This window comes from Bradyrhizobium sp. Kon10 (assembly GCF_055807395.1).
The window spans coordinates 1-241 of sequence record NZ_JBVVOZ010000369.1 but is presented as its reverse complement, the minus strand read 5'-3'; the positions used below and the strand labels follow the sequence as shown (position 1 = coordinate 241).

The 241-nt window shown below is 61.8% G+C and carries 1 pseudogene; it reads left to right on the top strand.

Features of this window, described 5'->3' with window-relative positions:
* Positions 1-21: 21 nt before the first annotated feature.
* Positions 22-241: pseudogene (locus AC0L2O_RS37410) on the top strand (sigma-54-dependent Fis family transcriptional regulator); the annotation flags it as partial.

Sequence of the window (241 nt, the reverse complement as noted above, 5' to 3'; positions counted from 1 at the left end):
CGCGAGATAGCCCCCAATCAGATGAAGATCGATGCCCTTCCGGCGCGTACCTCGCTGGCCACCGGCCAAATGGCTCTGAGCAACATCGACTATGACGAGCGTGCCACCATGCGCGCCTGGGAAAAATTTCTAGCTGACGAACCCACACGTGCCCGCGACCCGGTCCACCCAAGCCACGTCCGCTCCCTCATTCACGTTTCCTGGTATCGCAGCGCCACCGGCGGCATCAACGCTCAAGGCA